We start from the raw sequence: 23758 nt of genomic DNA, 5'->3' as shown, positions 1-23758 counted from the left end.
GCGTCTTCTCGCGGACCGCGCCAGCGGACGGAGGAGACGATCATGCCCGAAAGAGCTGCAGGCACCAGGACCATCGCGCTCGTCGGGCCTGGCGGCGCTGGGAAAACCAGCCTCGCCGAGGCCCTTCTTTTTGCCGCCGGGGCGACCAGCCGACAGGGATCGGTCGCCGACGGAAGCTGCGTCGGCGACGCGAGCCCCGAGGCGCGGGCGCGCGGCGGTTCGACCGAGATCAACCTCGTCCACCTCGATTATATGGGCGATCGCTACGTCTTCATCGACACCCCGGGATCGGTCGGCTTCGTCGCTGACGGCGCGCTCGGCGTCGCGGCGGCGGACCTTGCGATCGTCGTCGTCGATCCCGATGCGGATCGCGCCTTGCTCGCCGAGCCGACGTTGCGGCAGCTCGAACGCCTTGGCGTGCCCCACATGATCTTCGTCAACAAGATTGATCAGGCGCGGGGATCGATCCAGACCCTGCTGGAGTCGCTCCAGCCGATGAGCGATGCGCCGCTGATCGCCCGCTGGATCCCGATTCGAGATGGCGAGAAGATCACCGGCTTCGTCGATATCGCACTGGAGCGCGCTTATTATTACCGCCCCGGCCAGCCTTCGGAGCAGAAGGACGTGCCGCCCGATCTCGCCGAGCGCGAGGGCCTCGAGCGGACCCATATGCTCGAACAGCTCGCGGACCATGACGATGCGCTCCTCGAAGCGCTGTTGATGGACGAAATACCCGATCGGGCGACCGTCTATGCCGATCTCGCCCGCGAAACCGGCGAAGGGCATATCGCGCCGGTCCTGTTCGGATCGGCCACCAGCGGTTTCGGGGTGCGACGCCTGCTGAAGACGCTCCGGCACGAGGCGCCCGCGCCTTCGGCCGCCGCGGAAAGGCTCGGCGCGGCAGACGGGTGCGCCTTCGTGTTCAAGGTCTCGCACGGCGGGTCGATGGGCCGCCTGACCTATGCCCGCGTCTTCGGCGGGTCGATCCGGGAGGGGCAGGAGCTGAAGGGACCGGGCGGCGCCGCGATCCGGATCGGCACCCTGTTCTGCGTCCAGGGCGACAAGACGGTGAAGATCCCCGAGGCGGGGACCGGCGATGTCGTCGCGATCGCCAAGCTGGAGGGCGTCGGCGCGGGCGAATGGCTGTCGTCCGGCAAGGCCCCGCCATCGCCCGGGATCGGCGCGCCGGTGCGTAATTTCGCGCTCGCCATCGCCACCCGCGATCGCAAGGACGACGTCCGCCTTTCCACCGCGCTCCACAAGCTGACCGAGGAGGATCGCGCGCTCCATTGGGAGCAGGACGAGACGATGCACGAGACCCGCCTCAAGGGCGTCAATGACGAGCATCTGAAGGTCACGCTCGATCGGCTCCAGCGCCGTTACGGGGTCGCGGTCGATGCACGGCCGCCGGCGGTGGGCTACAAGGAATCGATCCGCAAGAGCGTCACCCAGCGCGGCCGGCACAAGAAGCAGTCGGGCGGCCATGGCCAGTTCGGCGACGTCGTCATCGAGGTGAAGCCGCTGGCGCGCGGCGAAGGCTTCCGCTTCGGCGAGCGGATTTCGGGCGGTGTCGTTCCCAAACAGTGGATTCCGGCCGTGGAGGACGGGGTTCGCGATGCGCTTGCGAAGGGACCGCTCGGCTTTCCGGTCGTCGATGTCGAGGTGACCCTGGTCGACGGCTCCTACCACACGGTGGACAGCTCGGAGATCGCGTTCCGGACCGCGGGCCGCATCGCGATGAGCGAGGCGCTGGCAGCCGCAGCGCCGCACCTGCTGGAGCCGGTGCTCAAGGTCACCGTCGTGGCGCCGAGCGTGGCGACGTCGCGCATCACATCGGCAATCGCGAGCCGGCGCGGCCAGATGCTCGGCATGGGCCCGCGCGAGGGCTGGTCGCGCTGGGACCAGATCGAGGCGCTCATCCCCGAGGCGGAGATGCAGGGCTTCGACGCCGAATTGCGATCGCTGAGCCAGGGGCTCGCCACTTACGAAGCGACCTTCGACCATCTGGCCGAGCTCAACGGCACGCTGGCCGAGAAGGTGGTGCAAAGGGAGATGGAGCCCGCCTGAGCCGATCCTCCCTGTAGGAGACGCGCATCGGCGCGAGGCCGTGGCGGCACGGTGGAGGGGCGTTCGGGCTTCGTCGGCCCTCCGCCGTCCTGGGACGCGCGCCCTTCCCCTGGCACAGGCGGCGGCGAAGATCGCGCAGCGCCTTGACCCCGCCGCGGCTTTCCGCTTCCTCGGACGCTTGAGCGTTCGAGGGGAGCCACGATGGCCAAGCGCCTGACCTATTACATCCTGGCCGGGCTGGTGCTCGGCATCTTCACAGGCTGGGCGATCAATGCGGCGCTCGACGACGGCACGCCAGCGGCGACCGCGCGGCTCGCCGATGTCGCGTCCTATTTCTCGATCGTCACGACGCTCTTCCTTCGCCTGATCAAGATGATCATCGCGCCGCTGGTCTTTTCCACCCTGGTCGTCGGCATCGCGCATATGGGCGATACCGCCGCGCTCGGTCGGGTCGGGCTCAAGGCGCTGTTCTGGTTCATCTGTGCGAGCCTGGTGTCGCTGACGCTCGGGTTGATCCTGGTCAATCTGCTGCAACCGGGCGTCGGGCTCGATTTCGCGGTGCCCGCCGCGAACGCAGCGAGCGGGGTCGAGCGATCGTCGTTCAACCTCACCCAGTTCATCACTCACCTCGTGCCGCAATCGATTTTCGAGGCGATGGCGACGAACGAGATCCTCCAGATCGTGATCTTCTCGCTTTTCCTCGGGGTCGCGATCACCGCGGTGGGCGAGCCGGCGCGGCCGCTCGTCAGGGGCGCCGAGGCGCTCGCCAAGGTGATCCTCCAGGTCACCGATTATGTGATGCGCCTCGCCCCGATCGCGGTGTTCGCGGCGGTGACGGCGGCGATTGCCGAGCGCGGCCCGCAGATCATCGGCACCTTCGGTTATTTCATCGCGAGCTTCTATGCCGGCCTCGCGATCCTCTGGGCGCTGCTCATCGGCGCCTGCTTCCTGGTTGCGGGACGCCCTGCGCGCCGGCTTGTCCGCTATATCCGCGAGCCGGCGCTGCTCGCCTTTTCGACCGCCTCGTCGGAGGCCGCCTTCCCGCGCACGCTGGAGGCGCTCGATCGGTTCGGCGTGCCACCGCGGATCGCCAGCTTCGTGCTGCCGCTCGGCTATTCGTTCAACCTGGACGGGTCGATGATGTACATGACCTTCGCGACGATCTTCATCGCGCAGGCCTATGGCATCGATCTCAGCCTGGGCCAGGAAATCGCGATGCTGCTGGTGCTGATGGTCACGTCCAAGGGCATCGCCGGCGTGCCGCGCGCCAGCCTGGTCATCATCGCCGCGACGCTCACCATGTTCAACCTGCCCGAGGCCGGCGTGCTGCTCGTCCTTGCGGTCGATCATTTCCTCGACATGGGGCGCTCCGCGACCAATGTCGTCGGCAATGCGGTGGCGAGCGTGGTGGTCGCGCGCTGGGAGGGAAGTCTCGATGCGCCGGAGCCGCCGGAGATCGAGCCGCCCCATGCTCCCTCGCACCGCGCGGCGCCGCCGCCGGAAAGCTGAGCCTTCCGCTCGCGACGCGATCAGGAAGGCCGGGCGCGCTCAGGCGTAGCGATAGGGGCCGCCTGCCTTGATCGCCGCGGCATAAGCGGGGCGGGCGTGGATCCGTTCGAGCCAGTCGAGGAGATTGGGGTACGCCTCGTCGAGCCCCGCGCGCTCGCGCGCCAGCTCGAGCGGGAAGCTCATCATGATGTCGGCGGCGGTGAATTCATCGCCTGCGAACCACGGCCGCTCGGCAAGCTCGGTCTCCAGCCAGTCGAGATGCTTGCCGAACATGGTGAGGATCGGCCCGCGCGCCGGCTTTCCCATCGTGCCCATCCGCTCGGAGACCAGCAGGCCGAAGAGCGGCGCCATCAACGAGCCTTCGGCATAATGGACGAACTGGCGATAGCGCAGGACCGAATCGCGATTGGCCGGCGGCCCGAGGCGGCCCTCGGCTTTTTCGACCAGATAATCGATGATCGCGCCGCTTTCGATCAGCACGCGCGGCCCACCACCGCCCTCGGCGGCGCGGTCCTCGATCGCCGGCGCCTTGCCGAGCGGATGGATGCGCGACAGATCGGGCGGGGCCAGCATCGTCTTCGGATCGCGCGCATGGCGCACCACCTCATAGGGAAGGCCAAGCTCCTCGAGCAGCCAGAGCACGCGTTGAGAGCGCGAATTTTCGAGGTGATGGACGACGATCATGCGCGGCTCCCGGGAAGCCGTCATAGACAGGCGTCGCTGCCTTGCAAATGGCCGGGCGGCAACGGAAAGCGGCCGCGCCCCCCTGATCCCGGACGCGGCCGCAACTCTTTACCCGGGACGAGTCCCGACGATCCGATGATCCCAACGAGACCCCTGCCACGCGCGGCCGGGGCCAAGGCCGGCTCCCCCCGATCGAGACCGGCCCCCGCGCGCCTCAGGCGTCGTCCTCGGCGTCCGGACCGGTCATCAGCGCCTCACCGACCTCTTCGGTCCGCCCGCGGATCGCGCGCTCGATGCGCTCGGCGATCTCCGGATTGTCCTTGAGATAGGCCTTGGCATTCTCCCGCCCCTGCCCGATCCGGATCGAATCATAGCTGAACCAGGCGCCGGATTTCTCGACGATGCCGGCTTTTACGCCCAAATCGAGCACTTCGCCCAATTTGGACACGCCCTCGCCGTACATGATGTCGAACTCGACCTGCTTGAACGGCGGCGCGAGCTTGTTCTTGACCACCTTCACCCGGGTCGAATTGCCGACGATCTCGTCGCGGTCCTTGATCTGGCCGGTGCGGCGGATGTCGAGCCGGACCGAGGCGTAGAATTTCAGCGCATTGCCGCCGGTCGTCGTCTCGGGATTGCCGTACATGACGCCGATCTTCATCCGCAGCTGGTTGATGAAGATGACGAGGCACTTGGACTTGGAGATGGAGCCGGTGAGCTTGCGCAGCGACTGGCTCATCAGCCGTGCCTGGAGGCCGACATGGCTGTCGCCCATTTCGCCCTCGATCTCGGCGCGCGGCACCAGCGCGGCGACCGAATCGACGATCAGGATGTCGACCGCGTTCGAGCGCACCAGCGTGTCGGTGATCTCGAGCGCCTGCTCGCCCGTGTCGGGCTGCGAGACGATGAGGTTGTCGATGTCGACGCCGAGCTTCTTGGCATAGACCGGATCGAGCGCATGTTCGGCGTCGACGAAGGCGGCAACGCCGCCCGCCGCCTGCGCCGCCGCGACCGCATGGAGGGCCAGCGTCGTCTTGCCCGAACTTTCCGGCCCGTAAATCTCGACCACGCGGCCGCGCGGCAGGCCGCCGATGCCGAGCGCGATATCGAGCCCGAGCGAACCGGTGGAGATGGTTTCGATCTGGATCGCCTCGCGCGATCCGAGCCGCATGGCGCTGCCCTTGCCGAAGGCGCGATCGATCTGCGCCAGGGCGGCGTCGAGTGCTTTTTGCTTATCGGTGTCCATCTGGGTCCTGTCGGAAACGACGTGAAGCGAGGCCGTCATGGCTGTCTCTCCCCTTAAAGCGCCCGCGGCGCGGGTCAACGCATGGCGGTTTCGTACACCATGTGTTCTGTTGGAACAAGAGGGAAACAAATCGGCCCGGCAGGAGCCCTTCAGCCGCCGCAGGCGGCCGCCAGCGCCGGCTCGATCGCGTCGATCGTGTAAGGCTTGGCGAGCAGCGGCGCTCCGGCGTGCTGCGCGGGCGGCGGCTCGACATGGCCGCCGGTGGCGATGACGAACGGCGTGCCGGTCTCGGCCAGGCGATCGGCGATCGGCCAGACGGCGCGGCCGTCCCTCAGCTGGACGTCGAGGATGGCGATGTCGAATCCGCCTTCGTCGACCCGCGCCAGAGCGTCCTCGATCGAATCGCAGGTCGCGACCACCTGGTGGCCCAGCGATTCGAGGAAATCCTCGAGCATCATCGCGATCAGTGGTTCATCCTCGACGATCAGGATCGATTTAAACGCGGTCATCGGCGTTGCATTATAGAATGTGGCGATCAGCGAAAGAGCCTATTTCGGCCCCTCGCCGGCGCCATTCGCACCATTTCCGGGCCGCAGAACCTCTCGCACCGCCTCCGCCAGCTGCTGAACCGAAAAGGGCTTGGCGAGGAAGGAGACGTTGGGGATGTCGATCGACTTGCGAAGCTGCTCCTCGGCGTAGCCGGACATGAACAGGATCGGCAGATCGGGATGCGTCCGGCGCGCGGCGCGCACCGTCGTCGGCCCGTCCATCGTCGGCATCACCACGTCGGAGATCATCAGGTCGATCCTGGGCGTGCTGGCAAGAAGTTCGAGCGCCGCCTCGCCATTTTCGGCCGAAAGGACGGTATAGCCGTTGCGCGCGAGCGCCCGTTCGGCGACGGCGCGCACCATCGTCTCGTCCTCGACGACCAGGATCGTGCCGCTGCCCCATGTCTCACCCGCCTTGTCCTTCGCGCGGGCCCGCGCCGGCGCCTCCCCGGGCTGGGCGCGGTGGACCGGCAGGTAGATGGTGAAGGTGGTCCCGCGGCGCACCTGCGAATCGGCGAAGATGAAGCCGCCCGATTGCTTGACGATGCCGTAGACTGTGGAAAGGCCGAGCCCCGTCCCCTTCCCCACCTCCTTGGTGGTGAAGAAGGGCTCGAAGATCTTGCCGATGATGTGCGGCGGAATGCCGGTGCCGGTGTCGGTGATCTTGAGCGCCGTATAATCGGCGACCGGAAGCACGTCCGTGCCCATCCGGCGGACCTCTTCGGCCGAGACGGCAAGCGTCGTAAGCGTCAGGGTGCCGCCCCCTTCCGGATCCTTGGCGAGGATCGCGTCGCGCGCATTGACCGCGAGGTTGACGATGACCTGTTCGAGCTGGCCGGGGTCCGCGCGCACGGGGCCAAGCCCGCGGCCGTGCTTCACCACCAGCTTCACCCGCTCGTCGAGCAGCCGGTTCAGCAGGTGCGAGACCTCCGCGACGACGTCGGGAAGCTGCAGAACCTGCGGCCGCAACGTCTGCTGGCGGGAGAAAGCGAGCAGCTGGCGGGTGAGGTTGGCGGCCCGGTTCGCGTTGGATCGGATCTGCTGGATGTCGTCATAGTCGCTGTCGCCCGGCTGGTGGCGCATCAGCATCAGATCGCAGGTCCCGATGAGAGCGGTCAGGATATTGTTGAAATCGTGGGCGACGCCGCCGGCGAGCTGGCCCACCGCCTGCATCTTGGTCGCCTGCGCCACCTCGCGCTTGAGCCGCGCCTCCTCGCTATTGTCCTTGAGGCTGATGAGCACGGCGGCACTGCCGAGCCCCCGAGCGCCCGCGACGGTCATCGCCACCGGCTCCTCCGGGTTCGTCTTCATCCGCACGGCGAGATCGCCCGAAAGCGCGCGGCCACGGCCGAAGCGGCGCACCGCATCCGACACGGCTGCCTTATCCTCGTCGACGACCAGATCGCCGGGCCAGGCGGGGCGTTCCGTGTGGTTCAATCCGGCGGCCTTGCGGAAGGCCTGGTTGAGGAAGGTGAACCGGCCGTCCGAATCGGCCAGCGCGAGGCCGAGCGGAAGGCTGTCGAGCAGGGCGTGGATGTGCAGGCTCTCATCCTCGCTCAGCCGGACGCTGGCGATATCGTCCATCAGCAGGAAGAAGGAGAGCGCGTCGGGCCGGTCGGCGGACGGGATCTGGATGATCCGCAGCGGCGGCGAGGCCTTGCCCTCCGCGGCGAGGTGGAACTGGCCATTGTCATCGGCGACGAGATGGTCGACCAGCTGCGTGCCTTCAGCTCCCTCCCCGTCGTCGGCGGCGGTGCGCTGGGCGAAGGCGCTGTTGGCGGCGCGGATGTCGCCGGAGGGATCTACCAACGCGAGCATCAGGCCCGCATCGCCGATCCGCCGGCCCGCTTCGCCGGCCACGAGGCGGGCGGCCTCGGCGCCGAGATCGGGGCCGTCGCCACGCCGGAAGCGCCACAGCAGCCGATCGCCGGCGACCGCCACCACCTCGCCCTCGGCCGGGCGACCGGCAAGCATCGCCGGGCCGATCGCGGCGGCGCCGTCGCGGCGCGCGATCCGGCCGGCCTCGGCCAGGCTCGTCAGCGTCGCTGGATCGGCATCGGCGGCGAGCGGCCCCACTCCGGCGCCAAACCAGCGTCCCCAGGCGCTGTTGGCGCTGACCAGATCGCCGGCCGGATCGGTGAGCGCGAGCGCGCTCGTCGGCCCCGCGCCATCGAGCACCGCCCGAAGCAGCGCGGCATCGAACGCACCCTCCGCCGGCGGCGCGAGCGCATGGATCGGCGCCGGCCGCCGGAGGAGCAGCAGGATGCCGCCGACCCCGACCAGGCCGGCCAGGAACAGGCCGGCGAAGGTCAGGTCACCGACGGCCCAGAACAGCAAGGCGGCCGAGAGCAAGGCCGCCCCGGCAACGACCAGCACCGTCCAGTCGGTGCGGCCGCCGCGGCCCGCGCCGGCAAGGGCGGCGCTGCTCGCCAAGCCGCTACCAGATCCGCACGCGCTGGTCGGGCGCGAGATAGAGGCGCTGGCCGGCGCGCACGTTGAACGCCGAATACCAGGGATCGAGATTGCGCACGACCGCGGCGCGCTGTTCCGACGGCGAATGCGGATCGGTCAGGAGCCGCTGGAGCAGGTTCGCCTCGCGATACTTGCGCCGCCACACCTGCGCCCAGCCGAGGTAGAAGCGCTGGTCGCCGGTCAGGCCGTCGATCACCGGCGCCGGCCGACCGCCGAGCGCGCGATGATAGGCTTCGTAGGCGACGGTGAGGCCCGCCAGATCGGCGATGTTCTCGCCCAGGGTCAGGTGGCCGTTGACGTGATGGCCGGGGAGCGGCTCGTAGGCGTCATATTGGGCCGCGAGCGCCTCGGTCAGGCGGTTGAAATTCTCGCGATCCTGCGGCGTCCACCATTCGACGAGCGCGCCATGCTCGTCATATTTGCTGCCCTGATCGTCGAAATGATGGCTCATCTCGTGCCCGATCACCGCGCCGATCCCGCCATAGTTGACCGCCATGTCGGCATGAGGATCGAAGAAGGGCGGCTGCAGGATCGCGGCGGGGAAGACGATCTCGTTCCACACCGGATTGGCGTAGGCGTTGATCGTCATCGGGGTCATCCCCCATTCGCGCCGGTCGACCGGCCGGCCGAGCTTGTGGAGGTCGTTGTTATAATCCCATTCGGCGGCGTTGAGCACGTTCTGGACCAGGTTCGTGCGGCTGATCCGGATCGACGAATAATCGTGCCAGAAGCTCGGATATCCGATCTTCGGTGTGAAGGCGCGAAGCTTGGCACGGGCACGCTCGCGAGTCGCCGGCGCCATCCAGCTGAGAGTCTGGAGCCGATGGTCCATCGCAGCGATCACGTTGCGGACCAGCTCGTCCGCCGCCGCCTTCGTCTCGGGCGGGAAATAGCGCTCGACATAGATGCGGCTGACGTCGTCCGGGATCATCCGGGTGACGAGCCCGACGCCGCGCTTCCAGCGATCCTCGTTCTGCGGGGTGCCGTTGAGCACGGTGCCGCGGAAGGCGAAATTCGCATCGACGAAATTCTGCGAAAGGAAGGGCGCCATCCGGTCGATGACGCGCAGCAGCAGATAGTCGTTGAGCACGGCCTGCGGCGCGGCGCCGATGACGCGGGCCGTGCCGGTGAAGGCGGTCGGCTGGGCGACGAGCAGCTCGCGCTGGTCGGCGAATCCCGATTCGCGGAAGAAGGCGGCCCAATCGAAGCCCGGCGCGTTGGTTGCGAAATCGCCCGCCGCCCAGCGATTGTAGGTCGCGTCCTCGTCGCGATTCTGGACGCGGGTCCACTGGACCTGGGCGATGTCGCGCTCGAAGCCGACGACGGCGGCCGCGCGCGCCTCGGCATTCTGTTCACCGGCCAGCGTCAGCAGCTGCGCGAGATAGGCCTGGTAGGCGTTGCGCTTCGCGGCAAGCGCCGGATCCTCGCTGAGATAATAGTCCCGGTCGGGCAGGCCGAGCCCGCTCTGGGAGAGGTGGACGATCTCGACATCCGGGTGGCGCTCGTCGCTGTCGATCCGCGCGCCGATCGGTCCGCGCATGCCATAGCGGGCGAGCTTGCCGAGCTCGGCGGCCCATTGCGCGCGATCGGTAAGGCCGCGGATCTCGTCGAGCATCGGCTGGAGCGGACGGATGCCCGCCGAATTGGCGGCGCCCTCGTCCATGAAGCTTGCATAGAAATCGCCGATCCGGCTGCCCGGCGTGCGGGCGGCTTCCTCAAGGATCGCACGGGTGCGGGTGCGCGACAGGTCGTCAAGCACGTTGAACGCGCCGTAATTGCTCTGGTCGGCAGGGATTTCGGTGGTCCGGTCCCAGTTGCCGTTGGCGAAAGCGTAGAAATTGTCGCCAGCCGCGACGTTCCGGTCCATGCCCGCCTCATCGAAGCCGAACGTGCCATATTGCGGCCGGTCGGTGGCGGCCGCGGCCGGCGCGCCGGTCTGCGCGGAGACGGAATAAGCCGCGATCGACGTGGATGCGGCAAGGGCGGCGAGCAGCAGCGGCAGCTTTCGCATGAAAATTATCCTCTCGGGATGATCATGAATGGCGCCGCTGATAGCAAAAGCGCCTTTGCATTCAAATCTCTCCGGCGGGCGCGCCGGCCTCGTCCGCCGGCTTGCGGCGCCAGAGCCAGGCGCGCCAGGCGAGCGCGCTCGCGACATAGCCGATCGCCGCCGCGGACAGGGCGAGCGTCACGATGCCGAGCGCGATCGGGCCGGACGCCTCGTGGATCCAGAACAGCAGCCGGGCGAATTCGCCCGAAGCCTGGCGCGCCGTCTCCGGATCGGTGACGAGCGCGTCGTAATGCAGCTCCCACCGCCCGATCCGATAGGCGGCCCAGTACATGGGGGGGATGGTCAGCGGGTTGACGACAAGGGTGAAGGCCGCGGCGAGGACGACATTGGCGCGCGCGGGGATCGCGAAGATCGCGGCGACGAACGTATGCATGAACGGGATGATGACGCCGATGCCGAGCCCGATCGCGACCCCGCGCGGCACCGACCGGTGGTTGAAATGCCAAAGGTCCGGCTTGCCCAGATGATGCGCGAAGGGGCGCAGCAGCCGGTGCTTCTCGATCGACTCGCGCGTCGGAATGTGGCGGGCGATCCAGCCCGGCAGGCGCCACCTAGCCATGCTGGCGCATCAGACGGCCCTGCTCCCGCTTCCAGTCCTTTTCTTTCTCATAGTCGCGCTTGTCGTGCGCCTTGCGCCCTTTCGCGAGCGCGAGCTCGACCTTCGCCCGGCCGCGGCTGTTGAAATAGACCGAGAGCGGGACGAGGGTCATGCCCTGCCGCGCGACGGCGCCGTGGAGTTTCGCGATCTCCCGCTCGTGAAGCAGCAATTTGCGCCGCCGCTTGGGATCGTGGTTGAAGCGGTTGCCGTGGCTGAATTCGGGGATGTTGGCGTTGACCAGCCACACCTCCTCCTCGTCGACCTCGGCATAGCTTTCCGCAATCGATCCCTCGCCGAAGCGAAGCGATTTCACCTCGGTGCCGGTCAGGGCGATGCCGGCCTCATATTTGTCCTCGATCGCATAATCGAAGCGCGCGCGCCGGTTCTCGGCGACGATCTTCTTCTTGTCGAATGTCTCTGGTTTGGGGCGGGGCATAGGACAGGTGAGATAGGCACTCGCACCCGCGAAGGAAAGCGGCGTCAGACAAGCCCTGCATGGGCCAGCGCCGCATCGACGGCGCGGCGGCTTGCCTCGGACGGCGCGGTCATCGGCAGGCGCAGGCCCGGCAGGAAATCGGGACGGACCTTGTTTACCGCATATTTGACCGGGCCCGGCGAGGCGTCGCTGAACAAGGCGGCGTGGAGCGGATAGAGCCGGTCCTGAAGCGCGAGGGCGTCGTCCCAGCGCCCGTCCATGCATGCATTCTGGAAATCGGCGCACAGCCGCGGCGCGACATTGGCGGTGACGGAGATGCATCCGACCCCGCCCATCGCCATGAACCCGAGCGCCATGTCGTCATTGCCCGAAATCTGGGCGAAATCCGTCCCGCAGGCGGCGCGCTGGGCGGAAACGCGGGCGAGATTGCCGGTCGCGTCCTTGACCCCGACGACATTGGCGATGCGGGCAAGCCGCTCCATCGTCTCGACGCTGATGTCGGTGATCGTGCGCGACGGCACGTTGTAGAGGACGATCGGCAGGTCGACCGCCTCGGCGATCGCGGCGAAATGGGCGTAGATGCCCTCCTGGTTCGGCCGGTTGTAATAAGGCGGAACGTGCAGCGAGGCATCGGCGCCCGCATCCTTCGCCGCCCTGGTCAGCGCGATGGCGTGGCGGGTGTCGTTGGAGCCGCAGCCGGCGATCACCGGGACACGACCGGCCGCGACCTCGACGCAGGCCGCGACGACGCGGGCATGTTCGGCCGAATCGAGCGTGGCCCCCTCGCCAGTCGTGCCGCACGGGACCAGTCCGTGGCTTCCCTCGTCGATCTGCCATCCGACGAACGCGCGGAAGACGGCCTCGTCGAACGCTTCGTCGCGAAAGGGAGTCACCAGAGCCGGAATCGACCCTTTAAACATGAAAGGCTCCTTCAAATCCGCGCCGCGTCTGCCTTAAGGTGCCGTGGCGATCATCCACGCGGATGTTCAGGGTCTGATAAGGAGGGGGGCACTATCCTGTCCAGCGTGCAGAAGAGAGCGGGCCTGTTGCTTGTTGCCGGCGTTTCGATCGCCGCCACCACCGCCGCGGCGATGACGCCGCATGTTGCCTCGGACGCGACTGCGCGCGCCGCCTGGCTCCCGATCGCCGCCCTGCTTCAGACGGGCCTCCAGGGCCAGACCTCGGCCGAGCTCGCGCGGCCGGCGCCCGCAATCGCGGTGGACATCGCCCGCTGGAACAGCCTGAGGCAGAGCGACAGCCTGCCCTTCACCTCCTACGCCTCCTTCCTGATCGGCCATCGCGGCTGGCCCGGCGAGGCGGCGATGCGGCGGACCGCCGAGCGCCAGGCCGATCCGTCGGTCGCGAACCCGGGCGAGATCGTCCGCTTCTTCACGGTCTTCCCGCCGCTCACCAATACCGGCCATGCGCGCTATGCCTTCGCCCTGATGGCGACCGGCCGGCGTGACGATGCGCGGCGCGAGGCGCTGGCCGCCTGGACCGGCGGCGTGCTGACGCTTCCCGACGAGCAGCGTATCCTCGGCGCCTTCGGCCCGACCTTCACCCAGGCCGATCATGACGCGCGCATGGATGCCTTGCTGAGCAATGGCGACACGCAGAGCGCCGCGCGCGCGATGGCGTTGGTGTCGGCGGCGCGGCGTCCGGTGTTCGAGACCCGCCTCGCGCTCCAGACCCGCGCCAGCGACGCGGCGGCACGGCTCGCGGCGCTCGGCTCCGACGGGGCCGGCGACCCCGGCCTTCTCGTCGATCGCGCGAACTGGATGCGCAATACCACCAATTCGGCCGGCGCCCGCCAGCTGATGGCGCAGCGTCGCCAGCTCAGCCGGCTGCCCGCCAATCCGGAAAAGTTCATGGAGACGATGCTCGTCATGGCGCGCGGCGCGGCCAATGACGGGCAATGGCCGACCGCCTATCAGATCGCGAGCCAGGTCGACGATCTCTTCCCCGCCGGGACCGACGTTTCCACGCGCTCCTATGGCGAGCGCGACAAATATACCGATCTCACCTGGCTCGCCGGGCGGGCGGCGCTCCGGCTCGGGCGCAATGCCGATGCCGCCGGGATGTTCGAACGCTACGGCCGCGGCGCCGCTTCCTCGCAAACGCGGGCGAAGGGCTTTTTCTGGGCCGGCCGGGCGACCGCCGCTGCCGGCAATGCCGAGGCGGCGAGCGCGCTGTTCCGACAGGCGGCGTCGAGCCCGGACCAGTTCTACGGACAGCTCGCGCTGGAACGGCTCGGCGAGACCGCGCCGCCGCCCTCCGCGCAGCCGCCGGCGACCCCGGCCGAGCGCGCCGCGTTCGACGCCCGCCCGCTCGTCCAGGCGATCCGCTATCTCGGCTCCACCGGCAACCGGGCCGATCAGACCTTGTTCGTGCGCGCGCTCGCCGATCAGCTCGACGACGATCGCCAGCGCGAGGTGGCGAGCGAGTTCGGCCGCTCGATCGGCCGGCTCGACCTCGGCGTCTGGGCGGCGCGCGAGGCGCGCGGCGACGGCGACAGCTTCTACGCCACCGGCGCCTTTCCCAACGTCTCGATCCCGCCCGCCTACAGCCGCTACTGGGCCTTCGCCCATGGCATCATGCGCCAGGAGAGCTCGTTCGAGCGCACCGCGGTGAGCTCCGCCGGCGCGCGCGGGCTGATGCAGCTGATGCCCGGGACGGCGCGCCAGGCGTCCAGCCGGGTCGGCCTGTCCTACGATCTGTCCCGGCTGACCGGCGATCCCGACTATAATGTAATGCTCGGCACGCATCACCTGTCGGAGCTGATGAACGAATGGGGCGGCAGCGCGATCCTCGTCGCCGCCGCCTATAATGCCGGCAGCGGCAATGTCCGGCGCTGGGTCGCGGCGAATGGCGATCCGAGGATGCCCGGCGTCGATCCGATCGCCTGGATCGAGGACATCCCCTTCGCCGAGACCCGCAACTATGTTCAGCGCGTGATCGAGAATACGGTCGTCTATGACATGCTCGATCCGAACAGCCGCGGCGGGCCGCGCGGGCGGATCTCCGCCTTCATCGGGCGGCGGCCGGGTTAGCCACTCCTTTCCGTCCCCCCCTCGAAAGCGGGGGGCCGGCTTCCTTTCTTCTCCGGCGCCGCGAATGAAGCGGGATTCCCGCTTTCGCGGGAATGACGTAGTGGTCGACCATGGCGGAGCGCGTCAATCACATCACCCCTCAGGGCTTCCGCCGGCTGCGCGAGGAATATGAGGCGCTGTTCGCCGGCGAACGGCCGAAGCTGCTCGAAACGATCGCCTGGGCGGCCTCGAACGGCGACCGTTCGGAGAATGCCGACTATCAATATGGCCGCCGCCGGCTGCGCGAGATCGACCGCCGGATCAACTTCCTCGCCCGCCGCATGAAGGAGGCCAAGGTCGTCGATCCCGCGCTCCAGCCGGACAAGGGGCGCGTCTGGTTCGGCGCGACGGTGACGCTCGCCGACGAGGACGACAATGAGCGGATCGTGACCCTGGTTGGCGAGGACGAGGCGGACGCCGGGGCCGGCCGGATCAGCTGGCATTCCCCGCTCGCCCGCGCGGTGCGCGGCGCGACGGTGGGCGATGTGCGGAGCGTGCGGCTGCCGGGCGGCACCAAGGATTATGAGGTGATCGCGATCGCCTATCCGCCAGGCGGCTAGAAGATCGGGCCGAAACGGATTTGCGCGCGGGCCGAGGAATCCGCCGCTCAGCCGAGCCTTCGCGCCAGTGTCTCCAGCGCCTCGCTCATCGGCGGCGGTTCGGCCGGAAATGCCTCGGTCAGCGCATCGGCGACACGGGTCAGCGCCGCGATCCGCGCGGATTTCTTGTTGTTGCCGTCGATCACCGTCCAAGGCGCCCAGCGCGTGTCGGTATGCGCGAACATCTCGGCCATCGCGTCGAGATAGGCGGGACGCCGGTCGCGGTTGCGGAAATCCTCCTCGTTGACCTTCCAGCGCTTCCAGGGGTGATCGAGGCGCGACTTCAGGCGCTTGTCCTGCGTCTCCTGCGTCACGTGGAAGAAGAGCTTGACGATGGCGACGCCGTCGGCGGCGAGCTGCGCCTCGAACTCGTTGATCTCGTCATAGGCGCGCCGCCATTCAGCCTCGCTCGCAAGCCCCTCGACCCGCTCGACGAGGACGCGGCCGTACCAGGTCCGGTCGAAGATCGCGACGGTGCCGGCGGCGGGCAGCCGGGTCCAGAATCGCCACAGATAGTGATGCGCCTTCTCCTCGGCGCTTGGCGCGGCGATCGGATGGACCTGGAAGGCGCGTGGGTCGCATTTCGCGACCATCCGCTGGATCGCCCCGCCCTTCCCGCTCGCATCCCAGCCTTCGATCGCGATGATCGCCTTGCGCCGGTGCAGGATCGCCGAGACGAGCAGGTGCGCGATCCGATCCTGCAGGCCGGCGAGGTCGGCGCCATAATCGCCGTCATAGCCCTCGCCGGCTTCATAATCGCTAAGGTCGATCGCCATGGCCCGACCCTAACAGGAGGCTCATTCCGGCGCCACGACCTTGGCCGGATCCTTCGGGGCCGTCCCGGAAGGGGGCACCAGGCGGATGTGAAGCTCGCGCAGCTGCTTCGGGGTCACCTCGCCCGGCGCGTTCATCATCAGGTCCTCGGCCTTCTGGTTCATCGGGAAGAGGACGACCTCGCGGATATTGGGCTCGCCGGCGAGCAGCATGACGATGCGGTCGATGCCGGGCGCCGATCCGCCGTGCGGCGGCGCGCCGAACTTGAAGGCATTGATCATGCCCGCAAAATTCGTGTCGACGTCCGCCTGCGAATAGCCGGCGATCTCGAACGCCTTGTACATGATGTCGGGGCGGTGGTTGCGGATCGCGCCGGACGACAGCTCCACGCCGTTGCAGACGATGTCATACTGATAGGCGAGGATGTCGAGCGGGTCCTTCGTCTCCAGCGCCTCGAGCCCGCCCTGCGGCATCGAGAAGGGGTTGTGGCTGAAATCGACCTTCTTCGCCTCCTCGTCATATTCGTACATCGGGAAATCGACGATCCAGCAGAAATCGAAGCGGTCCTGGGCGATCAGGCCGAGCTCCTCGCCGACGCGGGTGCGCGCGGCGCCGGCGAGCTTGGCCGCCTGCGCTTCCTTGCCGGCGGCGAAGAAGAGGCCGTCGTCCGGGCCGAGGCCGAGCGCGTCGGCGAGCGCGTTCATCTTGTCCTCGCCGTGATTCTTGGCGATCGGGCCGCCCCATTCGCCGCCCTTGCGGGTGGCGTAGCCGAGACCGGCATGGCCTTCGGAGCGTGCCCATTCGTTCATGTCGTCGAAGAACTTGCGGCTCTTTTCCGCGGTGTTCGGGGCCGGAATGGCGCGGACCACCCCGCCATCGCCGACGATGCGGGCGAACAGGCCGAAGCCCGATCCTTCGAAATGCGTCGACACGTCCGAGATCAGGATCGGGTTGCGAAGATCCGGCTTGTCCGAGCCATATTTCAGCATCGCCTCGCGATAGGGGATGCGCGGGAACTGGCCGGCGGGCGTCACTTTCCTGCCGTTCGCGAACTCCTCGAACACGCCGGACAGGACCGGTTCGATCGCTTCGAACACATCGTCCTGGGTCACGAAGCTCATCTCGAAATCGAGCTGGTAGAATTCGCCCGGCGAGCGATCGGCGCGCGCATCCTCGTCGCGGAAGCAGGGCGCGATCTGGAAATAGCGGTCGAAACCGGCGACCATGATCAGCTGCTTGAACATCTGCGGCGCCTGCGGGAGCGCGTAGAACTTGCCCGGATGGACCCGGCTCGGCACCAGATAGTCGCGCGCGCCTTCGGGGCTGGAGGCGGTCAGGATCGGGGTCTGGAATTCGGTGAAGCCCTGGTCGATCATCCGCCGGCGGATCGAGGCGATCACCTGGCTCCTGAGCAGGATGTTGGCGTGAAGCCGGTCGCGCCGCAGGTCCAGGTAGCGGTAGCGAAGCCGGATATCCTCCGGATAGTCCGCCTCGCCAGCGACCGGGAGCGGCAGTTCCTCGGCGGCGGACTGGACGGTCACGCTGTCCGCCACGACCTCGATCGCGCCGGTGGGAAGGTTCGGATTGGTCGCCCCGGGCCCGCGCGACACGACCTCGCCCTCGATCGTCACCACCGATTCGGCGCGCAGATGTTCGAGCACCGCCAGCGGCTCGCTATTGGCGCGGCACACGATCTGGGTGAGGCCATAATGGTCCCGCAGGTCGACGAAGAGCACGCCGCCATGGTCGCGCTTCCTGTGCACCCAGCCCGAAAGGCGGACGCGATTCCCGACGTCGGTTTCGCGAAGCTGGCCGCAATTGTGGGTCCGGTAGGCGTGCATCTGAGTGCTTTCGTGGTTCGATAATTGTGGAAAAGTGCGTGGCGAGGCGCTTCGCGTCACTCGCGACGCTTTGTCAAGCGATGCGGCATCGTTATGAGGGCCGCCAATGCACGTCCATCCTCTCATCGCCGACACCGAGTCTCTCGAAAAGCTGTGCCAGCGTCTCGCCCGCTCCGATTTCGTCGCGGTCGATACCGAATTCATGCGCGAGAACACCTACTGGCCCGACCTGTGCCTGTTCCAGGTCGCCAGCCGGGAGGAGGCCGCCGCAATCGATCCCAAGGCGGAGGGGATCGATCTGTCGCCCTTGCTCGAACTCCTCGTGAACAATGAGGAGGTGCTGAAGGTCTTCCACGCCGGCGGCCAGGATATCGAGATCGTCTTCAACCTGACCGGCACGACCCCGCACCCGATGTTCGACACCCAGATCGCGGCGATGGCGCTGGGGCTGGGCGAGCAGGTCGGCTATTCGAACCTCGTCGAATCGCTCCTGGGCCGAAGCCTCGACAAGGGCGCGCGATTCACCGACTGGGCCCGCCGGCCGCTGGACAAGCGCCAGATCGACTATGCGATCGGCGATGTGACGCACCTCGCCGAGCTGTTCCCGAAGATGCTGGAAAAGCTGAAGCGCACGGGGCGCGGCGCCTGGCTCGACCAGGAAATGGAGCGCATTTCCGATCCCGCCAATTACATGAACGATCCAGCGCTCGCCTGGAAGAAGGTGCGCGTGCAGAGCCGCAAGCCGGAGGTGCTCGGCCGTCTCAAGTCGCTCGCCGCCTGGCGCGAGATCGAGGCGCGGCAGAAGAACCTGCCCCGCGGCCGGATCATGAAGGATGAGACGCTCGCCGACATCGCCACCCATCCGCCGGCCGATCAGGACGCGCTCGGCAAGGTGCGCGGCCTCTCCGCGGCATGGAAGGCGAACGATATCGGCGCGCGGATGATGGATGCGCTGGCAGCGGCGTCCCCGCTCTCCGCGGCTGAGATGCCGGCGCGCGAGGATCGCGGGCCCGGTCTGGGGCGCGAGGGCGCGCTGGTCGCCGATCTCCTGAAGCTCCTGCTCAAGATTCGCGCGCGCGAGAGCAATGTCGCGCCCCGGCTGGTCGCTCGGTCGGAAGAGCTGGAGTTGCTCGCCGCCGGGCGCCGCGAGGGTCTTTCGATCCTCCAGGGCTGGCGGTTCGAGGAATTCGGCCGCGACGCGCTCGATCTGGTCGAAGGCCGGCTCGCCTTCGCGATCCGCGGCGGCAAGCTGGTGATGACCCGGACCGAAGCGGAGGCGGCGGCGGAATGAGGATGATCGCGCTGCTCGCGCTCGGCGCGCTCGCCGCCTGCGCGGGGACGACCGACGAGGGGCCGCACCATGGCGCGGTCGGCGAATGTTCGGCCGACGCGGCGCAGGGCCTGGTCGGCCGTGCGGGCACCGCCGAGCTTGCGGCCGAGGCGCTGCGTCTCACCGGGCTGCGGACCGTGCGCTGGATCCGGCCGGGCCAGGCGGTGACGATGGATTATCGCGCCGACCGGCTCGACATCTCGCTCGACGACGCTGGCAAGGTCGCGCGGATCAGCTGCGGCTGATCAGGGGTCGATCGCGATCGCCGGCGCAAGGCCGAGCGCGCCGGCGAGCGTCTTCAGGCGCCGCTCGACGATTTCGCTGACCAGGGGCGCATCCGGACGACCGATGGCGAGCCTCAGCGTTCCGCCCTCGCGCTCCAGCCGGCTGCCCCGCAGCCCGGCGGCAACGCCCCCGCTCAGCCGCTGGCCGAGCCGCATCGCATAGCCCCAGGCCGCCGCGCGCTCCAGCTCCTCGGGCGCGCACAAGGCTGCGATCGCCGGATAGGGAAGCGCCCGGCCGCCCCCGAACGCGCAGAACAGGGCCTGCGCGAGCATCACCCGGCCGGCCGCGTCGATCGCTACCCAATGGCCGTGCAGCGCCATGTCGATGCCGCGCTCGGCCCGGAAATCCGGATGCGCCGCCCAGGCGATGTCCGAAAGCAGGCAGGCGGCGAGCCGCAGGCGCGCCTGGCGGGGGCTATCGTCGAAGGCCGGCGCGATCCAGGCATCGAGCAGGTCGCCATGCTGGGCGAAACGGCCGAGCCCCGCCCCCGCCTCGCGCGTGGCCTCGATCAGCGGGTCCTTCGCGCGCGTGTCCGGATCGAGAGAGTCGTAGAGCAGGCCCTCGCGGATGCCGAAGCTGGAAACGACAAGGGCCTTCGGGTTCAAGGCATGGACGAGAGCCGACAGCAGGCGGGCCGCGGCGGGCAGGCTCGGCACCCGGCCCGACGAGATCGTGGGCATGGCGCGCAGACGGTCCTTCGCGATGCGGCCGAGCTTCGCGTAAAGGTCGGCGGCGCGGGCCGGCGGCATGACGTGCTGATGGGCGATCGGCAACGGGTGGGCCGTCAGGGCCAGATCGAGCTGCCCGAGCGCGCGCCAGCTGCCGCCGACCATGTAGAAGGGCCGGCCCTTCGCCGCGTCCTTGAAGCCGGCGGCGTCGATCGCCCTGGCCACCTCGCGCGCAAAGGCGCCGCCGCGACCGGCGATGGCCGGGAGCTTCAGCACGCCAAGCGGGAGCGAGGCCGCGCGCCGCGCAGCGCCCCCCTTCACCTCGACGAGCTCGAGGCTGCCGCCGCCGAGATCGCCGGCAACTCCATCCGCATCGGGAATCCCCGAAATCACGCCCAGCCCCGCGAGCCGCGCTTCCGCCTCGCCCGAAAGGATCACCGGATCGAGGCCGAGCTCCCTTATCTCGGCAAGGAATTGCGCGCCGTTCGATGCCTCGCGCACGGCGGCGGTGGCGACCGTGCGTGTGCGCACGACACCCATCTGGCGGATCAGCAAGCGGAAGCGATCGAGCGCCGCCAGCGTGCGCTGCCGCGCCGCATCGCCCAGCGCGCCGGTCTCTGCGACGTCGCGGCCCAGCCCGGCCATGACCTTTTCGTTGAAGATGATCGAGGGGATTCGCCCGGCATTCGAATAGACGACGAGGCGGACCGAGTTCGATCCGATGTCGATGATTGCGACCGGCGCGGAAGCGAACATGGCCCGCTTTAGTGGGGCGCGCGCGGGAGGTGCAACTTCTTCGGAACCGCGCCGCTCGCATGGATCGCCTCGCCACGGCCCGAAAGCGACGGGTTGGTCATGAAATAATGATGCAGATTGAACGACTTCTGGCCGGGCGCCGGATGGAGGCGCTCGCTTGATCCGTCGGGGTTGAGCTTCCAGCTCTGCTCGTTGTCGATGATGTTGGCGACCATCACCTGATCGAGGATCTGGGCGTGGACGGTGGGATTTTCGATCGGCAGCGCGAATTCCACGCGGCGGTCGAAATTGCGCGGCATCCAGTCCGCCGAGCTGATCCACAGCTTCGCCTTGCGGTTTGGAAGCGCCGCGCCGTTCCCGAACGCCCAGATCCGGCTGTGCTCAAGGAAACGGCCGACGATCGACTTGACGTGGATGTTCTCGGAAAGGCCCGGCACGCCCGGCCGGAGGCAGCAGATGCCGCGCACGACCAGTTCGATCACGACGCCCGCGCGGCTCGCTTCGTAGAGCCGGTCGATCACCTTCGTATCGACGAGCGAGTTCAGCTTCGCCCAGATATTGCCCGGCTTGCCCTCGGCGACATTCGCGATCTCGCGGTCGATCTGCTGGCAGAGCCGGTCGCGGAGCGTCATCGGCGACATCGCCAGCAGCTCAAGCGCGCCGGGCTCGATATAGCCGGTGATGAAGTTGAAGACGTGGCTGACATCGCGGCCGACACGCGGATCGGCGGTGAAGAAGCTGAGGTCGGTGTAGATCTTGGCGGTGACCGGATGGTAGTTGCCGGTGCCGAGGTGGCAATAGGTGCGGTAGCTCCCCTCTTCGCGCCGCACGACCATCGACATCTTGGCGTGGGTCTTCCACTCGATGAAACCGTAGACGACCTGGACGCCGGCGCGTTCCAGCGCGTTCGCCCACATGAGGTTCTGCTCCTCGTCGAACCGGGCCTTGAGCTCGATCACCGCGGTGACCGATTTCCCCGCTTCGGCGGCGGCGATGAGCGCGTTGACGACCGCGCTCTGCTTGCCTGCGCGATAGAGCGTCTGCTTGATCGCGACGACATCGGGGTCCTCGGCGGCCTGGCGGAGGAAGGCGAGGACGACGTCGAAGCTCTCATAGGGGTGGTGAACGACAATGTCCTTGGCGCGGATCGCGGCGAAGCAGTCGCCCCCATATTCGCGAATGCGCTCGGGAAAGCGGGCGGTGAACGGGGTGAACTTGAGATCGGGTCGGTCCTCCTCGACGAGCATGGCGAGGTCGGCAATGCCGAGGAAGCCGGTCGACTCCGTGATCAGCGCCTCGCTCGCATCGAGGCCCTCGCGGACCAGCGCGACGAGATCGTCCGGCATGTCGGCATCGAGCTTGAGGCGGATCACCCGGCCGCGGCGGCGGCGCTTGATCGCGCTGCGGAAGAAGCGGACAAGATCCTCCGCTTCCTCCTCGATCTCGATGTCGCTGTCGCGGATGATCCGGAAGGCGCCGCCGCCGAGCAGCTCGTAGCCCGGGAAGAGCATCGCGACCTGACGGCGGATCAGCCGCTCGATCGCGATATAGCGCACACCCTCGCCCGGCAGGCGCACGAAGCGCGGCAGCGTCGCCGGCACCATCAGCAATTCCTGGATCGGCTCGTCATCCGCGATCCGCCGAAGATCGAAGACCAGCGAAAAACCCTTGTTCGGGATGAACGGGAACGGATGGGCCGGATCGATCGCCTGCGGCGTCAGCACCGGGAAGACATGCTCGCGGAAATGATCGTCGAGCCAGGCGACGTCCTCGGCCGACAACTCGTCCTCGCCCAAGACCGCGAAGCCCGCCTCGCGCAGCCGCGCGCGCAGATCGCGCCACACCGCCTGCTGCGCGGCGGTCAGCGCATCCGCTTCCTCGGCGATCGCCGCGAGCTGCTGCGCCGGGGTCAGACCGTCGGCCGACAATTCCTCGATCCCGGCGAGCTGCTGCCCCTTGAGCCCGGCGACGCGGACCATGAAGAATTCGTCGAGATTGTTGCCGGAAATGGAAAGGAAGCGGAGCCGTTCGAGCAGCGGATGCGCCTCGTTCGACGCCTCCTCCAGGACGCGACGGTTGAAGGAGAGCCACGACAGTTCGCGATTGAAGTAGAGGTGGCCGGGCTCCGGCGCTGCCGGATCGTTCGCAACGGCTTTAAGAGCGTCAGACATTGATCCTCGACCGGCCAACCATCCGCGCTTCTTCGAGCGCGCGCCTCGCCAATGGGACAGTCATGCGACGATGGTGTGACAGCATGGCCTGGTCAAGGATATCCACCGCGCTGAGCACGGCGACGTGGCTGCGCTCGATCCGTGGCACGAGATAGTCGGCGATCTCGTTCGAAACCGCGATGCCGCGATCGCCGAGCAGCTTCACAATGAGCTGGGCGATGAGCGCGTCGTCGGGCGGAAGGATCTCGACGTGCGGAGTCGCTGCCAGGCGCGACTTGAGATCGGGAAGCGCGATCTCCCAGGCTGGCGGCGGCGCATCGGCGACGATGAAGAGCGGCCTGCGGCGCTCCTGCGCCTCGTTCCAGGCATGGAACAGCGCCTCTTCGTCCTGACGTTCGGCATCGTCGAACAGGCGGCCGCCCGTCTTGCGCGCGAAGATTCGTCCGAGCAGGCTGCGCCCGGACTTGCGCGGTCCCGTGACGAGGGTCGCCATGACGGGCCAGAGCGACCAGCGGCGCAGGTGATCGAAGGCGACGCGGTTCGAATCGGACAGGAGGAAATCCTCCTCGCGGTCCGCCACCGGCCAGTCGAGCGGCAGCGCTATCTGGTTCACG

19 protein-coding genes are annotated in these 23758 nt (G+C 68.0%); 6 read left to right on the top strand and 13 right to left on the bottom strand.

Annotated features, from left to right (window positions below; genetic code table 11):
- Window positions 1-42 precede the first annotated feature (42 nt).
- Together FRZ32_RS12610 and FRZ32_RS12605 are read left to right on the top strand one after the other, a co-directional pair.
- Window positions 43-2067, top strand: coding sequence for an elongation factor G (locus tag FRZ32_RS12610; RefSeq protein ID WP_147043843.1), 2025 nt, complete (start codon window positions 43-45; stop codon window positions 2065-2067).
- Window positions 2068-2268: 201 nt separating this feature from the next.
- Window positions 2269-3576, top strand: a complete 1308-nt coding sequence (locus FRZ32_RS12605) for a dicarboxylate/amino acid:cation symporter (RefSeq protein ID WP_147043842.1) — start codon at window positions 2269-2271, stop codon at window positions 3574-3576.
- 39 nt (window positions 3577-3615) lie between these two features.
- Here the strand turns inward: FRZ32_RS12605 and FRZ32_RS12600 are convergent, their stop codons facing one another.
- The 8 genes from FRZ32_RS12600 to dapA form a co-directional block, all read right to left on the bottom strand.
- On the bottom strand, window positions 3616-4260 hold the full coding sequence (locus tag FRZ32_RS12600) for a glutathione S-transferase family protein (RefSeq protein ID WP_147043841.1): 645 nt from the start codon (window positions 4258-4260) through the stop codon (window positions 3616-3618).
- Window positions 4261-4474: 214 nt separating this feature from the next.
- The gene (gene recA, locus FRZ32_RS12595; protein WP_147043840.1) at window positions 4475-5545 is read right to left on the bottom strand and encodes a recombinase RecA; all 1071 of its coding nucleotides are present in this window, start codon (window positions 5543-5545) and stop codon (window positions 4475-4477) included.
- 110 nt (window positions 5546-5655) lie between these two features.
- Window positions 5656-6015 carry a response regulator gene (locus tag FRZ32_RS12590; RefSeq protein WP_147043839.1) on the bottom strand — a complete coding sequence of 120 codons (360 nt, stop codon included), beginning with the start codon at window positions 6013-6015 and terminating at the stop codon, window positions 5656-5658.
- Window positions 6016-6054: 39 nt separating this feature from the next.
- Entirely contained in the window at window positions 6055-8487 is a 2433-nt protein-coding gene (locus FRZ32_RS12585) for a response regulator (protein WP_243445291.1), read from the bottom strand.
- A gap of 4 nt (window positions 8488-8491) precedes the next feature.
- Entirely contained in the window at window positions 8492-10537 is a 2046-nt protein-coding gene (locus FRZ32_RS12580) for a M13 family metallopeptidase (RefSeq protein ID WP_147043838.1), read from the bottom strand.
- A 61-nt stretch (window positions 10538-10598) separates the two neighbouring features.
- Window positions 10599-11156 carry a DUF2062 domain-containing protein gene (locus tag FRZ32_RS12575; protein ID WP_147043837.1) on the bottom strand — a complete coding sequence of 186 codons (558 nt, stop codon included), beginning with the start codon at window positions 11154-11156 and terminating at the stop codon, window positions 10599-10601.
- Complete coding sequence (gene smpB / locus FRZ32_RS12570; RefSeq protein ID WP_147043836.1) at window positions 11149-11631, bottom strand: SsrA-binding protein SmpB; 483 nt, start codon at window positions 11629-11631, stop codon at window positions 11149-11151. Before smpB ends, FRZ32_RS12575 begins: the two co-directional genes overlap by 8 nt.
- A 44-nt stretch (window positions 11632-11675) precedes the next feature.
- Entirely contained in the window at window positions 11676-12551 is an 876-nt protein-coding gene (gene dapA, locus FRZ32_RS12565) for a 4-hydroxy-tetrahydrodipicolinate synthase (RefSeq protein ID WP_147043835.1), read from the bottom strand.
- A gap of 105 nt (window positions 12552-12656) precedes the next feature.
- On the opposite strand from dapA, the gene FRZ32_RS12560 reads away from it, so the two are divergent.
- The gene (locus FRZ32_RS12560) at window positions 12657-14681 is read left to right on the top strand and encodes a lytic transglycosylase domain-containing protein (RefSeq protein ID WP_147043834.1); all 2025 of its coding nucleotides are present in this window, start codon (window positions 12657-12659) and stop codon (window positions 14679-14681) included.
- 110 nt (window positions 14682-14791) lie between these two features.
- Complete coding sequence (gene greB / locus FRZ32_RS12555; RefSeq protein ID WP_147043833.1) at window positions 14792-15280, top strand: transcription elongation factor GreB; 489 nt, start codon at window positions 14792-14794, stop codon at window positions 15278-15280.
- A gap of 47 nt (window positions 15281-15327) precedes the next feature.
- On the opposite strand, the gene FRZ32_RS12550 is transcribed toward greB, so the two are convergent.
- Both FRZ32_RS12550 and aspS read right to left on the bottom strand, forming a co-directional pair.
- Window positions 15328-16095, bottom strand: a complete 768-nt coding sequence (locus FRZ32_RS12550) for a polyphosphate kinase 2 family protein (protein ID WP_147043832.1) — start codon at window positions 16093-16095, stop codon at window positions 15328-15330.
- A gap of 21 nt (window positions 16096-16116) precedes the next feature.
- Window positions 16117-17934 carry an aspartate--tRNA ligase gene (aspS, locus tag FRZ32_RS12545; protein ID WP_147043831.1) on the bottom strand — a complete coding sequence of 606 codons (1818 nt, stop codon included), beginning with the start codon at window positions 17932-17934 and terminating at the stop codon, window positions 16117-16119.
- A gap of 106 nt (window positions 17935-18040) precedes the next feature.
- Between aspS and rnd the strand changes: the two genes are divergently transcribed.
- The gene (rnd, locus tag FRZ32_RS12540) at window positions 18041-19225 is read left to right on the top strand and encodes a ribonuclease D (RefSeq protein WP_147043830.1); all 1185 of its coding nucleotides are present in this window, start codon (window positions 18041-18043) and stop codon (window positions 19223-19225) included.
- Window positions 19222-19509 (top strand): I78 family peptidase inhibitor, encoded by a 288-nt coding sequence (locus FRZ32_RS12535; protein ID WP_147043829.1) that lies wholly within the window; start codon window positions 19222-19224, stop codon window positions 19507-19509. The genes rnd and FRZ32_RS12535 overlap by 4 nt, the downstream gene beginning before the upstream one ends.
- Here FRZ32_RS12535 and FRZ32_RS12530 read toward each other — a convergent pair whose 3' ends face one another.
- Genes FRZ32_RS12530 through FRZ32_RS12520 form a run of 3 tightly spaced genes read right to left on the bottom strand, consistent with a single transcriptional unit; the run spans window position 19510 to window position 23757 of the window.
- On the bottom strand, window positions 19510-20973 hold the full coding sequence (locus FRZ32_RS12530; protein ID WP_147043828.1) for a Ppx/GppA family phosphatase: 1464 nt from the start codon (window positions 20971-20973) through the stop codon (window positions 19510-19512).
- An 8-nt stretch (window positions 20974-20981) separates the two neighbouring features.
- On the bottom strand, window positions 20982-23144 hold the full coding sequence (locus FRZ32_RS12525; RefSeq protein ID WP_147043827.1) for an RNA degradosome polyphosphate kinase: 2163 nt from the start codon (window positions 23142-23144) through the stop codon (window positions 20982-20984).
- A complete protein-coding gene (locus FRZ32_RS12520; protein ID WP_147043826.1) occupies window positions 23137-23757 on the bottom strand; it encodes an HdaA/DnaA family protein in 621 nt (206 codons plus the stop codon). The genes FRZ32_RS12525 and FRZ32_RS12520 overlap by 8 nt, the downstream gene beginning before the upstream one ends.
- Window position 23758 lies beyond the last annotated feature (1 nt).

The organism is Sphingosinicella ginsenosidimutans, assembly GCF_007995055.1.
GTDB classification, from domain to species: Bacteria; Pseudomonadota; Alphaproteobacteria; order Sphingomonadales; family Sphingomonadaceae; genus Allosphingosinicella; species Allosphingosinicella ginsenosidimutans.
Note: the sequence above shows the minus strand (reverse complement) of the source record. Positions and strands in the feature narration are given on the sequence as shown.